Genomic DNA, 13873 nt, shown 5'->3' with positions numbered 1-13873 from the left:
CACTATCCTGGCCGCATGGCCACGCATCCACCCCAACCGCTGACCCCGGAAGCCGCCCGGGACCTGCACCGCATGCACCGGGCCGAGATCGCGCCGGGCCTGACCGAGCGGGAACTCGACGCGGTCGAGGCACGGTTCGGCTTCACCTTCTCGGCGGACCACCGGGTCTTCCTCGCCGTCGGGCTCCCGCACGGTTCGCGCAGCTGGCCCGACTGGCGGGGCGGCGACCCCGAGGACCTGGCCGGGCGGCTCTCCGCACCGGTCGACGGTGTGCTCTTCGACGTCGAACACGGCTTCTGGCACCCCGACTGGCCCGCGAAGCCCGCCGCACGCGCCGAAGCACTGCGGATCGCACGGGCCGAGCTGGCGTCCGTACCGCAGCTGGTGCCCGTATACGGTCACCGATACCTGCCGGGCACCGCGGGCGAGTCCGGGCACCCCGTGCTGTCCGTGCACCAGACCGACGTCATCTTCTACGGCAACGACCTCTCCGACTACGTCCGCCGCGAGTTCACCGGCAGGTCGAGCGGTCTGCCCGCCCGCGCGACGGTCGGCTTCTGGTCGTACTTCGTCAACGGCGGCCCCGGCATCGACGTCACCGCGCCCACACCGCACAGCCCCTGCGCCACCAGCGCGCCGGAGGCCGTCGACTACCTGCGGATGCTGGCCCTGGAGCGCCTGATCGGCCGCCGGCACCACCCCCACCAACTGGTCGAAGCAGGGCTCACGGCACTGGTCCTGGGCGTCGAGACCGAGTCGGTCCCGGTGCTCGCCGGGCTGTCACGTGCCGAACACGAGCGCGCCGAGCCGCTCTTCGGCCGGGTCCTGGCCGAACTCGCCCTGCCGGAAACCGGTGTCACCGCGGAGGCGGCCCGCTGGGAACTCGTGCGCTGGTGGCTCCGGATGATCGTCGGCGGGAGCATGGCCCCTGCGGACGGCGGTGACCTGATCACCCACGAGGGCTGGGGCGCCCTGGACCGGCCCGAGCCCCTCCGGCCGCTCGTCGAGACGGTCGAGGCCCACCACACGGCGGACGGGACCCGGCGAGGAGTGCGTGAGCGGGCGATCGTCACGGAGGCCGAACGGCTGCTCGCCGGCCCCTGGCCACCCGCGGACTGACGGAACGCGGCGCCCACGGGAGCGGAGGCCGTGGACTCGACCCGGCGGCCGGGGCGCCGCGGTCGTACGATCGGTCCATGACCAAGCATGCCGGAACCACCGGGTACGCGGCGCTGTCCCTCTGGTCGCGCGACTCCGTGCTGTCGATCGGCTCGGTGGGCTCCGTGCTCTCCATCGGCTCCGTGGGCTCCGTGCTGTCCGTCGGATCGGTCGGCAGCGCCCTCTCGGTCGGGTCGATCGGCTCCTCGCAGTCCGCCTTCTCGACGGCTTCCTGGCTCAGCCTCGGATCGGTGCTGTCCGCCCGCTCGCGCTGGTCGGTCCTGTCCTGGAACTCCCGGGGTGCCTTCCTCGCCACCGGTGCCGTCGCCGGCGGGGCCCTCGCCGCCCTGGCCTTCGCCGCGGCCGCGGGCTGGCGGGGCCGCTGAGGCGGGGGAGTCCCGGGCGGCCCGCCCGCCGCTCAGAGGAAGCGGCGCAGCGGCCGGACCGCGAGCTCGCGGGCCCGCTGGAGCAGGGAGCGGCGGCGCCAGCGCTGCGGCGCGATGCGGGCGCTCGCCCGGAGGTCCTCGTCGTAGTGCTCGTCCAGGGTCCGGGTGACGGCCGGGTCCATCACGGCGAGCATGACCTCCTCGTCGTGGTCGAGCGAGCGCCGGTTGAAGTTGGACGAGCCGATGAGGGAGACCACCCCGTCCATGGTCATGATCTTGGCGTGCATCATCGTCGGCTGGTACTGGTGGATGCGGACGCCCGCGGCGGTGAGCGCCTCGTAGTGGTGCTGGCCCGCCAGTTGGCACACCCGCTTGTCGGTGTGCGGGCCGGGCAGCAGGATCTCCACGGTCACGCCCCGGCGGGCGGTGGCGGACAGCAGCTCGACGAAGTAGTCGTCGGGGGCGAAGTAGGCGGTGGCCAGCCGCACGCGTTCCTCGGCCGATTCGAGGACGACCCGCATCAGCGTCTGCATGTCCTGCCAGCCGAAGGCGGCCGAGCCGCGCACCACCTGGACGACGGCCGACCCGGCCGGCTCGTGGCTGATGAAGCGGTCCCGGTCGTCGAAGAGTTCGGGATGGCACTCCGCCCAGTTCTGGGCGAACGCCGCGGCGACCCCGTCGACGGCCGGACCGCGCACCTCGGCGTGGGTGTCGCGCCACTCCTGCGGGTTGCGGGCGTCGCCGCACCACTCCTCCGCGATGCCGACGCCGCCGGTGAAGGCGATCTTCTCGTCGACGACGAGGACCTTGCGGTGGCAGCGGTGGTTCTGCTTCAGCGGGGAGACCAGGGCCGGCTTGCGGAACCAGGCCACGTCCACCCCGGCCGCGCCCATCCGCTCCAGCAGGTCCTGCTCGATCAGCCGGCTGCCGAAGCCGTCCAGGAGCAGCCGTACGCGCACCCCGTTGCGGGCCCGTTCGGCCAGTGCCTCGGCGAACCGGCGGGCGATCTCGCCCTTCCAGTAGACGAAGGTCATCATGTCCACGGTGTGCCGGGCCGACGCGACCGCGTCGAGCATCGCGCCGAAGATCTCGTCGCCGTTGCGGAGCGGGCGTACGGAGTTCCCCTCGGTGGCGGCGATCCCGATGAGCCGTTCCAGCCGGCGCCGGATGCGGTGGATGCGTTCCTGCGCCGCGTCGGCGCCTTCGGTCGGGCCGACCGCCGAGGCGGGGGCCCGGACACCCGGGACGGGGGACGGGGCGGCGTCGGTGGTGGTCATGCGGATCCTCCTCGGAAGGTGCTGGACGGGCCGGCGGCGGGCGCCGCGGCGCCTGACTCCCACGGGGCCCGTGCCCTCGATTCGGTCCAGGCCGCCAAGGCCTCGCCGTCGACGGTGACGATCCCGCAGGTGTCCGCGTACTCGGCGGCGGGCGCGGTGAAGGAGCTGGTGGTCACGATGACGGCGACGTCGGCCTCGTGGACCGCGAAGCAGGTGCCGCCGAAGCGCTGCAGGTCCTGCGAGCCGACCCGGTTGTCCTCGGCGTAGTGCTTGCACTGGATCACCACGCGCCGCCCGTCCGCCGTCGTGGCGAGGACGTCGGCGCCCAGGTCGCCCGCGCCGCCGACCACCTCGACCGAGGTGCACCCGTCCCGTGCGCACAGGGCGGCCACCGCGTGTTCGAAGCCGTCGGCGTCGACGGCGGCGTGGTCGAGGGCCTCACCGCCGATGTCGGGCACCTCCGCAGGCACCTCCGCGGGAGCGACCGGGTGCGGGGCACGGATCCGGCGACGGGCCGGGGCGAAGGCCCACTTCGCGAGGAGCGCCCCGAGCAGCAGGACGACCAGCGCGGTGACCGGGGCCACCGGCAGCCGGACCCCTTCCGACGGGGCGGCCTTCAGGAAGGCCGCCAGGCCCGCGACGGGGATGCCGAGCAGTCCCAGCGCGAGCACCGCGTCGCGCCCCAGGCTGCCGGGGCGGCCCATGGATCCGGCCCGCCGCACGGCCGCGGGCGCGTCCTGCTCCGGTGTGGTCATACGAGTTCCCCCTCTCGCCCCGGCCCACCGCGGTCCCTGTCCCGGCCGGTGCCGGGACGGGGACCGCGGCGGACGCCGAAGCCTGTTCGACGCCCGTATGGCCGCGATCGCGGGACTCAAACCCGGGCGGTGCCCTCCGCCCCGGTGCCCGCCGCCCCAGGGCCGTTCGCCCCGTGCGGCCCGGCGCCGCCGTCCAGCGGGACCACGACCTCGATGCGCTTCCCGCCCTGCGCGGCGGGAGTGATCGTCACGCTCCGCGTGAGACGGCGTATCAGCGGCCAGCCGAAGCCGCCCTGGCCCGTGATCGCCCCCGGCGCGGCGGACGCCGGGTCCGGGGGACGGGCGCTGGTGGCGTCGGTGACGGCTATCCGCAGACCGGTTCCCCCGGCGCACAGCGCGGCGTCGAAGGCGAGCAGCCCGCCGCCGTGCCGGACCGCGTTGGTGACCAGCTCCGAGGTCACCAGCAGGGCGTCGGTGAGCAGCGAGTCCCCGGCGGCGCTGCCGGGCCGCACGATTCCGGAGGACTCCAGAAGGGCCCGTACGAGGTCGCGCGCCTGCATGGCGTTGCGCGGCCCGCCCGGGCCCGTCCTGCTGTCGCTCGCACCGGCGTGGTGCAGCACCCTCCACCTCCTGACGGGGAACGCCGTTCAGCCCTGTCGGGGCGGGACGATCATGACGATGCCCTCGGCCACGCTGGGCGCGGTGGCGAAGGCCAGGTCGGCACCGGTGATCTCCAGGAGCCGGGCCAGCCTGCCCGGCACCGTCCCGGCCAGGACCACCGGCCGGTCCATGGCGGGCTGCAGCATGATGCTGAGCGCGGTCGAGTCGACGAAGGTCACCCCGGCGACGTCCAGGACGAACCGCGCGATCCCGGGGGCTCCGGGGTCCATCGCGGTCCGCAGGTCGGCCACGTTGTCCATGTCGAACTCACCCGCCATCACGACGATGCGCACGTCGCCTTCGGACCGGGTCTCGACGCGGCTGCGCGCCTCGGCGTACTGCGTGTCCATGCTGCTCACGGCCTTCTTCCCCGCATTTCCTCTCGCATTCCCTCGGTCACTCCCGCCTCACCGCGTCCGCGGCAGTTTGACCACGGTGACGAAGAAGTCGTCGATCTGCTGGATCGCCCGGATGAACTGGTCGAGGTCCACCGGCTTCGTCACGTAGGCGTTGGCGTGCAGCTTGTAGCTGCGCAGGATGTCCTCCTCCGCGGCCGAGGTGGTCAGGACGACCACGGGGATGTGGCTCAGCTCCGGGTCCGTCTTGATCTGCTCCAGAACCTGCCGGCCGTCGTACTTGGGCAGGTTCAGGTCGAGGAGGATCAGGTCGGGGCGCGGGGCGTTCGCGTGCTCGCCGCGGCGGTAGAGGAAGTCCAGCGCCTCCAGCCCGTCCCGCACCACGTGCAGGGTGTTCCCGATCTTGTTGTCCTCGAAGGCCTCGCGGGTCATCAGCTCGTCGCCCGCGTCGTCCTCGACGAGCAGGACTTCGGCGGGGGTGGCCTGCGGCCGCTCTGCGGGGGTGCTCATCGGCGGGTTCCTTCGGTGGGTACGGCGGCGGACGGCCCGGCGTCGGTGCCGGCCGCGGTGTCGGTCGGGCCGGCGGCGGTGGTGTCCGCCCCGTTCCCGGGGGCGGTGCCCGCGACGGGCAGGGTGAAAACGATACGGGTGCCGTCGCGGTGCTCGGTGTCGATCCGGATGCGCCCGCCCGCGTGCTCGACGATCTTCTTGCAGAGCGAGAGGCCGATGCCGGTCCCGCCGTAGGTCTCCCGGGCGTGCAGCCGCTGGAAGATGACGAAGACCTTGTCGGCGAACTCGGCCGGGACGCCGATGCCGTTGTCGGTGACGGTGAAGGTGTGGAAGCCCTCCTCCGCGCCGGGGCCCTCGAGCAGGGCGACCTCGACCCGCGGAGCACGGTCGGGCGAGCGGAACTTGACCGCGTTGCCCACCAGGTTCTGCCACAGCATCGTCAGCAGGGTGGGGTCGCCCACCACCTCCGGAAGCCGTTCGGGCCGGGTGATCTCGGCCCCGCTCTCCTCCACGGCGGCGGCGAGGTTGCGCAGGGCCCGGTCCAGGGGACCGTCCATCGCGACGGTCTCGCGCGCGTCCTGGACGCGGCCCACCCGGGAGAAGGCGAGCAGGTCGTTGATCAGCACCTGCATCCGCTTCGCACCGTCGACCGCGAAGCCGATGTACTGGGCGCCGCGCTCGTCGAGCTGGTCCCCGTAGCGCTTCTCGAGCAGCTGGCAGAAGGAGGCCACCTTGCGCAGCGGCTCCTGGAGGTCGTGCGAGGCCACGTACGCGAACTGCTCCAGCTCGGCGTTGGAGCGGCGCAGCTCCACCGCCTGCGCGTCCAGTTCGGCCGCGGTGCGGTCGAGCCGCTCCGCGGTGCGGCGCGAGGCGTTGAGCTCGGCGACGGTGCGGTGCCTCATGGCCTCCACCGCGCCGGCCAGGGCCCGGAGGTCCGAGGGGCCGCGCAGGGGGATCTCGGCGTCGAAGGCGCCGTCCGCGACGCGCCGCGAGGCGGTCCGCACGAGGGCGAGTGGGCGCAGCACCCCGACGTGGAGCAGGACGGCGAGCGCGGCGCCGGCCAGCAGGAAGGCCACGGCGATCGCGAGCAGGATGTGGTCGCGCTGCGAGCGGGCCTCACCGAAGGTGGTGCGGGCGTCGGCCTGTATCCGGTCCAGGTGTTCCTGCTGCACCGCGATGCGGCGGCGCACCTCGTCGAAGCGCTCCTTGCCGGTCTGGAGAGACGGCGGGGGAGTGCCCCGTTCGACGGAGGCGATGGCCGGCGCGGCGAACTCGTCGCGCCAGGTGCGCGCGGCCTCCTGCACGGCCGCCAGGTCCTCCTGGACGTCCGCGTCGCCGTCGAGGACCGCCGCGAGGCGCCGGGCGGCCGAGGTCTCGTTGGCCAGGCCCCGTTCGTAGGGTTCCAGGAGGGCCGGTTCCTCGGCCAGCAGGTAGCCGCGGATCCCGGTCTCCTGGTCCAGGAGCGCCGTCTCCAGCCGCAGTGCGTCCCGCTGGGCGGGCATGATCCCGTCGACGAGGCGGTTGCCGGCCGTGGTGGTGTGCGACAGGAGGGCGGCGCCGACCGCGCCCGTGCCGACGACCATCAGTGCGAGCACCGCCAGCACGGTGGTCAGCCAGGTCTGCAGGCTCGGCCCCCGGAGGTCCGGGGTCCGTCCCGGGCGGGTCTCGGGGGGCTGTGCGGGGGAGGTCACGTGGGGGAGTTCCATTCCAGGTGGAGGACGGCGACGTCGTCGGCCAGGCCGCCCCAGTCCGCGGCCAGGCCCTGCGCCGTCTGGATGAGGGAGTCGACGAACGGTTCTGCGGGCAGGTCGGCGTGCCGACGGGCGATCTCCAGGAGCCCCGCCTCGTCCAGGCGGTCGGAGCCGGGGCCGATGCGCCCCTCGATGAGGCCGTCGGTGAAGAGCATCACGGCGCCGCCCGCCTCCAGCGGGACCTCGGTGACGGGCCAGCCGGGACCCCAGCCGGGGACGATGCCCAGCGCAGGCCCTCCCGGCACCGTGCGCAGCTCCACCCCGGCGGCGGAGCGGACCAGGAAACCGGGATGGCCGGCGCGCTGCACTGACACGGCGCCGGCGCCGGCGGGACGGGTGAGGAAGACCAGGGTGGCGAAGATCTCCGGGCCGGAGCGCTCGGCGAGCAGGATCTGCTCCAGCAGTCCGAGCAGCTCGGCGCCGCGAGCGCCCGCCATCACGAAGGAACGCCAGGCCACGCGCAGGCAGACGCCGAGCGCCGCCTCGCTGGGGCCGTGGCCCGACACGTCGCCGACCACGGCGTGGGTGGCCCCGTCGGGGGTCTGGACGACGTCGTAGAAGTCCCCGCCGAGCAGGGTCTGCGCGCGTCCCGGGTGGTAGCGGGCACAGACGCTGACGGTGTCGGGTGCGTCGTCGAGCAGCAGCGGGGTGGGCAGCAGGCCGCGTTCGAGGCGTGCGTTCTCCTCGGCGCGGAGCTTGCCCGCCTGGAGGGCGACCGCGGCCAGCTCGGTGCGCTTGCGCTGGATCGCGTAGCGGATCGCCCGCATGAAGACGTCGGCCTCGAGCCGCCCCTTGACCAGGTAGTCCTGGGCGCCCGCGGCGACGGCGGTCAGGCCCGCGCGTTCCTCCGACAGGCCCGTCAGGACGACGACGGCGGACTCGGCGGACACGTCGAGGACGGTCTTCAGGCCGTCCAGGCCCTGGGCGTCGGGCAGGTGCAGGTCGAGCAGGACGCACTCGGGGGCCTCGGCCTTCAGCAGGTCCAGGGCGTCGCCGAGCGACCGGGCCCGGCCGAGCCGGACCTCGATCCCGCTGTCCTCCACGAGCTCCTCGACGAGCACGGCGTCGCCCTCGTCGTCCTCGATGAGCAGGACGTACGGCGGTACGCCGTTCCACAGCGCCAGCGAGTCGTCCGGCTGCCCGGCGGACACCTCGCGGGGCGGGGCGACCGCCTGCTGCGGTGTGCGGGCGACCGGGCGCTGGGCCCCGAGCCCGGAAATGCTCACCATGGCGTCGCGTCTGTCCTCTCTCGTCGCGGACGGCGGGACGCCCGGCGGACGCCTGGTTGCGTCGGGTAAGCCTAGAGTGATCATTTGCCGTTAGGCAATATTTAACGAACTCAATGAGTCTGACATCCCCGCGGACGGGCCGGGCAGGCACCCCCTGCCGAGGGCGCCGTCAGGCGCTGTCCGGCACCATAGACGCCCCGGGCGCCGCTTCTGCCGGGCCCCCCCGCCCCGCAGCAGGGTCCTCCTGGGCGTCCTCGCCCGGGGGCCCGCCACCGGACGCGGCCGGCCCCTCGGCAGCCTCCCGGAACGCCCCCAGACCCGTCACCAGAGCGTCCAGCGCGTCCGGCGCCATCCGCCCGAGCACCGCCGACAGCTCGCGCACCCGCACCGCCCGCCGCTCGGCCAGCAGCTCCCGCCCCCGGGGAGTGAGCCGGACCTCCACCTCGCGCCGCCGCGACGGATGGGGCGAACGCGTCAGCAGCCCCATGGCCTCCAGCCGGTCGCAGAGCCGGGTCACCGACGAGGGCCGGGCCCCGAGCACCCCGCTCAGGGTCCGCAGGTTCGCGCCCTCGGCACCCTCCACGGCGAGCAGCGCCCGCAACTGGGACGGCGACACGGCGGGCGCCACCCCGTCCTGGCCCCTGGCATGCAGCACCGCGAGGAGCTCCGCCGCGGCGACGACCGCCGCGGCCGGATCCTCGTACGCGCCGGAGCGGCCGGGGCTGGGCATGTCACCACTGTGCCATCGAACGGCGGGCGGGCGGGCCCCTACCCCCCGGCCCCGCCTGAATCCGCACCGGGACGGCCGTGCCAGTCCAGGCACACGACCATCGCGTCGTCGGCGGCGTCCCCGCCGCCCCGGTACCCCGGGAGCTCCTCCAGCAGCGCCCTCGGCACCTGCGAGGGCGGCAGCAGCCGGGTGTTCATGACCGCCCGGGTCAGAGCGTGCAGACCGTACGCCTCGCCCGCCGGGGAGACCACGTCGTACACCCCGTCGCTCAGGAAGAAGAGCCGGTCCCCGGGCAGCATCCGGAACCGCTGGCAGGTGTAGACGGTGTCCTCGAACATGCCCAGCGGCAACTGCGCCTCCAGACCGAGCTGCTCCACCGTGCCCCCGCGCAGCCGCCACATCCGTGGCGACCCGGCGTCGATGACCTCGACCTCACCGGTGTCCAGGGCGAACCGCAGCAGCAGCATCGCCAGGTGCAGACGGCCCTGGTACTGCCCGTAGAGGGCCTGGTCGGCCAGCGCCGCCTGGTCGGCGAGACCGAGACCGGCCCGCCGGGCGTTGCGCAGCGCACTGACGGCCAGGCCGGTCAGCAGCGCCGCGTCGATCCCCTCGCCCATGCCGTTGTTGACCGTCAGCGTCAGGTGGTCGGGGGAGGCCGACCAGTCGAAGCTGTCGCCGAAGATGGCGTACGCGGGCTCCAGCTGCGCCCCCAGGTCGTACTCGGGACGGGAGCAGGAACGCCCCGGCAGCAGCTGCCACTGCATCTCGGCGGCCAGGGTGAGCCGCTGCGTCCGGCGCGCCTGGAGGAAGAAGTCCGTGTCACGGTCGGCGACGAGGATCTCGTGGGCCAGCGCGTCCGCCACGTCCTGCAACGCGCCGAGGAGCCCGCCGACCCGCACACCCGCGGGGTAGCGCACGCTCAGCACCCCCAGCCGGTCGCCTCGCACGCTCACCGGCAGATGGACGGTGGTCCCGTCCGACACGGCCACCACGTGCGGCTCCTGGGAACCGAAGGCCCGGCCCTCCACGCTGTTGTACGCGGACACCGAATCGGCGGTGTAGGGCCGCGCCGTGACGGGCTGGAGGCGAGCAGAGGCGTAGTCGGCCATCAACAGCTCCGCTCCCGCCGCCCCGTGGTCGCGGGCCAGGATGCCGCGCACCACCTCGAACAGCTCGTGCGGGGCGGCCTCGCGCAGCACACGCTCGACGTCCCCTCTGCCCCCCGCACCCGCTCCGCGCTCGCCTTCGCTCACCGGACCCGCACCTGTCTCTCTCGCAACTGCCAAGATGGGGGACGACGCAGCCGCCTGTCCGCCCGGGAAGGCTGCGCGTACGTCCGGTAGGGAGTGTCACATGAGTCAGCGGCCGATCGGCTCCCCGCGGCCCGATGCGTCGGCCGTGGCGGGGATGAGCGAGCTGATCGAGCTGTTGGAAGTGGTCTGGGAACGCGGCCGCGACACCGCCAGCGCCCCGCCCGTCTCCTCGGCGCAGGCCCGGGTGCTGTTCCTCGTCGAGGCCAACGACCACCTGAACCTGCGGGAGCTCGGACGGCTGCTGGAGGCGGCCCCGCCGTCGGTCACCCGGCTCTGCGACCGCCTCCAGGCCGTCGGCTTCCTCGAACGCCAGCCCGGCGAGGACGACCGGCGCGAGGTCCTGCTGCGGCTGACACCCGCCGGCCGGACCTACCTCGAACGCCTGCGGGCCCGCCGGCAGGAGGTACTGGCCGAGGCGATGGCCGCCATGCCGGCAGCCTCCCGGGCAGCCCTGGCGACGGGGCTCGCCGACTTCTGCGCGGCGGTCGCGGGACCGCTCAGGCTGCCCTCCGCGGAGCCGTTCACCACCCGGACCGCCTGACCCGGACCGGGCGGGCAGGACAGGCGGTCGGGGGTGTGGGTCAGCCGCGTACGATCCTGCGCACGTTCTCGATGCTGCCGCAGTCCGCCGCGAGGTGCTTCTCGCGCTCCCGCAGGAACGCGGCGCCCAGTTCGGCCCGCCGCTCGTCGGGAACGTTCTCCCGCGCACCGTTGAGGATGGTCCGCTCCTCCTCGTCGAGGTGGTGGTTGACCGCCTTGACCAGGTCCTCCAGCCGCTCGTCCCACTCCTCGGAGCCCACCTCCTCCACCTCGAGGAGCTTCAGGAGCGCCTCGTTGCCCTCGGCGTGCTCCTCCGTGCCGTGTTCCACTTCCTCGTTGTCGATGTCCCGGAACCGCTTCAGCGCACCGTAGACCTCGCTCTCCTCGGCCTCACCGTGGGCGACGAGCAGCGCCGAGAACTTCTCCAGGGCCGCCGCGCGGTCGGCCTCCACGCTCCGCATCCGGCGGAACAGTTCCTCCATGGTCCGGTGGTCCTTCAGGATCAACGCGACGACGTCCTCGTCCTGACCTGCGCCCGACATGCGACCAGCCTCCTCTGTTCGGTCCCGTCACCTGCGCAGCTGCTCGCTCGCGGGTCTTTGAAACGCCGGTCCCGGCTTCCGGCCGGACCCGTCGGCCGGCGACCCCGTCCCCGCGGGCCCGGCTCGCGCAGCACCCGTCCATGCTCGGTGCCGCGTCCGCTCCCGCGGCGTGCCGCGCCGCACGGTCACCCGTCCGCCGGTCCGCCGGTCAGCGGGTGGTCGCTCCGCGGACGGCCGTCCAGCTGCCGCCCCGTACCGCGTACACCGTCAGCCGGCGTTCCGTGGTGTCCCCGTTCCCGTCGAAGGCCACCCGTCCCGTGACCCCGTCGAAGGCCAGCCGGGACACGGCCCGCGGCAGTTCGGCCCGGGCGTTGCCGGGGAGGGTGCCGCCGTGCTCCGACACGACGGACTTCACCGCCTCGATGAGGCTCCAGGTCGCGTCGTACGCGTACGGTCCGTACCAGCCGGCGGCCTCCGGGTACCCGGCCTCGCCGTAGCGGGCGAGGAAGTCCCGGCCCTTCGCCGACTCTTCGGCCGGTACCCCGATGTTGGTCGCGAGATCGCCCTCCGCCTTCGGGTTCGAGGCGGGGTACTGCTGGTCGAAGATGCCGTCGCCGCCCATCAGGGGCACGTTCACCCCCGCCTGCTTCAGCTGCTGGGAGAGCCGCGCCGCGGTGTCGTAGTACCCGCCGAAGTAGACGGCGTCGGCGCCGGCGGAGCGGGCCCGCTCGGCGAGCCCCGTGAAGGTGCGCTCGTCCGGGTCCACCCGCTCGGTGCCCACGACGGTCCCGCCCAGCTTCGTGAACTCGGCCGTGAACCCGGAGGAGAGGGCGCTCCCGTGGGCGCTCGCGTCGTCGACCACGTACAGCTTGGTCTTCCTCGCCTCGCCGTACAGGTGGCGGGCGGCGAACGGCCCCTGGTCGACGTCCGTGGCGACGGTGCGGAAATAGGTCGGGTACGGGCGGGACCTGCTGCCCGCCGCCCAGTCCGGGCCGAGCGTCAGCACCGGGTCGGTGTTGCCCGGGGACACCACGGCCAGGCCGGCCTGCGCGAGCGGCGGCACCAGGGTCTTGGCGACACCGGAGTTGAGGGGGCCGACGACCCCCAGCACCGTCTCGTCCGCCACGAACCGGGCGGCGTTGGGCGCGCCCTTGGCCGGGTCGGCCGCGTCGTCCAGCGCCTTCACCTCGAAACGCACGCCGGGCACGTGCCGGCCCTCGTTGGCGGTCCGGACGGCCAGGTCCGCGGAGTTCCTGATCCCGGCGCCCATGGCCGACATCCCGCCGCTGAGCGGTGCGTCCACCCCGATCACCACCGTGACGGAGGACGTGGCGGGCCCGCTGCCCGCCGCCCCGCCGTTGTGGCGTGCGCCGTCGTCGCGGGTGAGGGTCCAGGTGAGCACGGAGCCGGTGACGAGCGTCGCCAGGACCGTGCCCAGCACGACCGAGCGGCGGGCGAACGACCGGCGCCCGGGCGGCAGTCCCGTGCCGGACCCGGTGTCCAGGACCGTGGGAGTCGGAACGGGGACGGGAGGTGCCGTCGGGGGGCGTGGGACCGGGGACTGCTCCGGCCGGGGCACGTGCGGTGTCCTGGGGTCGGGGACGGGCGACGCGGGGCCGGACGACGCGGGGCCCGTGTCCGGAGCGGTGTCGGGCCCGCTGCCGGGCCCGTTGCCCGGATCGGGGACGTCCGGGAGGCCGGGTGCGTCCGAGGTGGCACCCAGCACGGACGCCAGCATCGCGGCCGCCTCCGCCGCGCCGACGCGCTGCGCCGGGTCCTTCGTCAGGAGCGCGTCGAGCACGGGCGCCAGCGGACCGGCGTGCACCGGCGGCCGGTGGGGGCGGGTGAACACCGCCACCGCCAGGGCGTGCAGCCCCTCCGCCTCGAACGGCGGGCACCCCTCGACGGCGTGGTACAGGGTGGCGCCGAGCGCCCACAGGTCGTTGGCGGCCGTGGGCCGCTTGCCCTCCAGCTGCTCCGGCGGCATGTAGTGGGGCGTGCCGATGACGGTCCCGCTGTGGCTGAGCCTGGTCGTGGCGTCGGCGACGTGGGCGATGCCGAAGTCGGTGAGGACGACACGGTCCTTGGTCAGGAGCACGTTGTCCGGCTTGATGTCGCGATGGACGATGCCGGCCCGGTGCGCCTCGGCCAGCGCGTCCAGCACGGCGGCGCCGATCTGCGCCACCCGCCGCACGGGCAGCCGGCCCCGGCCGCGCAGAGCGGCGGCCAGCGACTCGCCGCGGACCAGTTCCATGACGATGACGGGGGCGCCGCGGTGCTCCACGACGTCGTGGACGGTGATGATGCCCGGGTGGCTGAGAGTGACCGCCGCCCGCGCCTCGCCGGTGAACCTCCGGAGCAGCGCGGCCCGGTCCTCGTCCTCCAGGCCCGGCGGGAAGAGGATCTCCTTGACGGCGACCTCGCGCCCGAAGAGCTGCTGGTCGACGCCGCGCCAGACGCGGCCCATGCCGCCCTGGCCGATGCGTTCCACCAGCTGGTAACGGCCGGCGATGAGTTCGGGATCGTGCTCGGTCACGCGCACACTGTAGGTCCTGCTGGGCCGGTAGGGTGACGAAAAGCCGCCGCGGTCCCGACGGGCGAGACCGGGCGTCCCGGCACATCACGGGCAGACCCCGCACACCGACGACCGCGGTCCCGAGGAGGAG

At 74.1% G+C, this 13873-nt stretch carries 14 protein-coding genes; 3 read left to right on the top strand and 11 right to left on the bottom strand.

Features of this window, described 5'->3' with window-relative positions; translation table 11 throughout:
• Positions 1 to 15: 15 nt before the first annotated feature.
• The gene (locus ACPU2J_RS01480; protein ID WP_423832533.1) at positions 16 to 1119 is read left to right on the top strand and encodes a hypothetical protein; all 1104 of its coding nucleotides are present in this window, start codon (positions 16 to 18) and stop codon (positions 1117 to 1119) included.
• Between the two features lie 77 nt (positions 1120 to 1196).
• On the top strand, positions 1197 to 1544 hold the full coding sequence (locus ACPU2J_RS01475; RefSeq protein WP_420082097.1) for a hypothetical protein: 348 nt from the start codon (positions 1197 to 1199) through the stop codon (positions 1542 to 1544).
• A 32-nt stretch (positions 1545 to 1576) separates the two neighbouring features.
• On the opposite strand, the gene ACPU2J_RS01470 is transcribed toward ACPU2J_RS01475, so the two are convergent.
• The 9 genes from ACPU2J_RS01470 to ACPU2J_RS01430 form a co-directional block, all read right to left on the bottom strand.
• On the bottom strand, positions 1577 to 2821 hold the full coding sequence (locus ACPU2J_RS01470; protein WP_423832532.1) for a phospholipase D-like domain-containing protein: 1245 nt from the start codon (positions 2819 to 2821) through the stop codon (positions 1577 to 1579).
• On the bottom strand, positions 2818 to 3576 hold the full coding sequence (locus tag ACPU2J_RS01465) for a restriction endonuclease (protein WP_423832531.1): 759 nt from the start codon (positions 3574 to 3576) through the stop codon (positions 2818 to 2820). Before ACPU2J_RS01465 ends, ACPU2J_RS01470 begins: the two co-directional genes overlap by 4 nt.
• Positions 3577 to 3692: 116 nt before the next feature.
• Entirely contained in the window at positions 3693 to 4196 is a 504-nt protein-coding gene (locus ACPU2J_RS01460) for an ATP-binding protein (protein ID WP_423832530.1), read from the bottom strand.
• A gap of 27 nt (positions 4197 to 4223) precedes the next feature.
• Positions 4224 to 4586 carry an STAS domain-containing protein gene (locus ACPU2J_RS01455; protein ID WP_365072684.1) on the bottom strand — a complete coding sequence of 121 codons (363 nt, stop codon included), beginning with the start codon at positions 4584 to 4586 and terminating at the stop codon, positions 4224 to 4226.
• Between the two features lie 57 nt (positions 4587 to 4643).
• Positions 4644 to 5102 carry a response regulator gene (locus ACPU2J_RS01450; protein ID WP_420082101.1) on the bottom strand — a complete coding sequence of 153 codons (459 nt, stop codon included), beginning with the start codon at positions 5100 to 5102 and terminating at the stop codon, positions 4644 to 4646.
• Positions 5099 to 6793 carry a sensor histidine kinase gene (locus ACPU2J_RS01445; RefSeq protein ID WP_423832528.1) on the bottom strand — a complete coding sequence of 565 codons (1695 nt, stop codon included), beginning with the start codon at positions 6791 to 6793 and terminating at the stop codon, positions 5099 to 5101. Before ACPU2J_RS01445 ends, ACPU2J_RS01450 begins: the two co-directional genes overlap by 4 nt.
• Entirely contained in the window at positions 6790 to 8082 is a 1293-nt protein-coding gene (locus ACPU2J_RS01440; RefSeq protein ID WP_423832526.1) for a PP2C family protein-serine/threonine phosphatase, read from the bottom strand. Before ACPU2J_RS01440 ends, ACPU2J_RS01445 begins: the two co-directional genes overlap by 4 nt.
• A 169-nt stretch (positions 8083 to 8251) precedes the next feature.
• The gene (locus ACPU2J_RS01435) at positions 8252 to 8812 is read right to left on the bottom strand and encodes a MarR family winged helix-turn-helix transcriptional regulator (protein ID WP_423832524.1); all 561 of its coding nucleotides are present in this window, start codon (positions 8810 to 8812) and stop codon (positions 8252 to 8254) included.
• Positions 8813 to 8850: 38 nt separating this feature from the next.
• Positions 8851 to 10065, bottom strand: a complete 1215-nt coding sequence (locus ACPU2J_RS01430; protein WP_420082103.1) for a PP2C family protein-serine/threonine phosphatase — start codon at positions 10063 to 10065, stop codon at positions 8851 to 8853.
• Between the two features lie 100 nt (positions 10066 to 10165).
• Between ACPU2J_RS01430 and ACPU2J_RS01425 the strand changes: the two genes are divergently transcribed.
• The gene (locus tag ACPU2J_RS01425) at positions 10166 to 10666 is read left to right on the top strand and encodes a MarR family winged helix-turn-helix transcriptional regulator (RefSeq protein WP_399819920.1); all 501 of its coding nucleotides are present in this window, start codon (positions 10166 to 10168) and stop codon (positions 10664 to 10666) included.
• Positions 10667 to 10706: 40 nt separating this feature from the next.
• Here ACPU2J_RS01425 and ACPU2J_RS01420 read toward each other — a convergent pair whose 3' ends face one another.
• Positions 10707 to 11207 (bottom strand): hemerythrin domain-containing protein, encoded by a 501-nt coding sequence (locus tag ACPU2J_RS01420; RefSeq protein ID WP_420082104.1) that lies wholly within the window; start codon positions 11205 to 11207, stop codon positions 10707 to 10709.
• Positions 11208 to 11415: 208 nt separating this feature from the next.
• Entirely contained in the window at positions 11416 to 13743 is a 2328-nt protein-coding gene (locus ACPU2J_RS01415) for a bifunctional serine/threonine-protein kinase/ABC transporter substrate-binding protein (protein ID WP_423832521.1), read from the bottom strand.
• Between the last annotated feature and the right edge of the window lie 130 nt (positions 13744 to 13873).

It is taken from the genome of Streptomyces manipurensis (assembly GCF_049570255.1).
GTDB classification, from domain to species: Bacteria; Actinomycetota; Actinomycetes; order Streptomycetales; family Streptomycetaceae; genus Streptomyces; species Streptomyces manipurensis.
The sequence above is the reverse complement of the archived record's forward strand: the minus strand, read 5'-3'. Positions and strand labels throughout refer to the sequence as shown.